This is a genomic window from Xenorhabdus eapokensis, from assembly GCF_001908105.1.
The window spans coordinates 1-417 of sequence record NZ_MKGQ01000190.1 but is presented as its reverse complement, the minus strand read 5'-3'; the positions used below and the strand labels follow the sequence as shown (position 1 = coordinate 417).

At 56.6% G+C, this 417-nt stretch carries 1 protein-coding gene; it reads left to right on the top strand.

Translation table 11 applies throughout. The features are described from left to right. Positions 1-3: 3 nt before the first annotated feature. On the top strand, positions 4-417 hold a 414-nt coding region (locus tag Xedl_RS20105; RefSeq protein ID WP_074025480.1), incomplete at its 3' end, for a phage terminase small subunit P27 family.

Sequence of the window (417 nt, the reverse complement as noted above, 5' to 3'; positions counted from 1 at the left end):
CACATGGCAGGACGACCGCCAACCCCGACTCACCTGCGTTTGGTGAGGGGTAACCCATCAAAACGCCCGATTAACGCCAATGAACCGATGCCGGAAAAAGGGGTGCCCAATGTCCCCAAACATTTTGGGAAAATGGGGCGGTATTGGCACGAGCGGATCGCTGGGGAACTGGATAAAGTCGGCGTGCTAACCAGTCTGGATGCCAAAGCCCTTGAGTTATTGGTTGAAGCCTACGTTGAGTACCGGACGCACTGCGACACATTGGAAAACGAAGGTTACACCTACCGCACCGATCAGGGATTAATCAAGGCGCACCCCGCGGCAGGGATGAAAGCCGATGCATGGAAACGCATTCACGCCATGCTCAGTGCGTTCGGCATGTCCCCCTCCAGCCGGTCTAAGGTCAACATGGCCGGG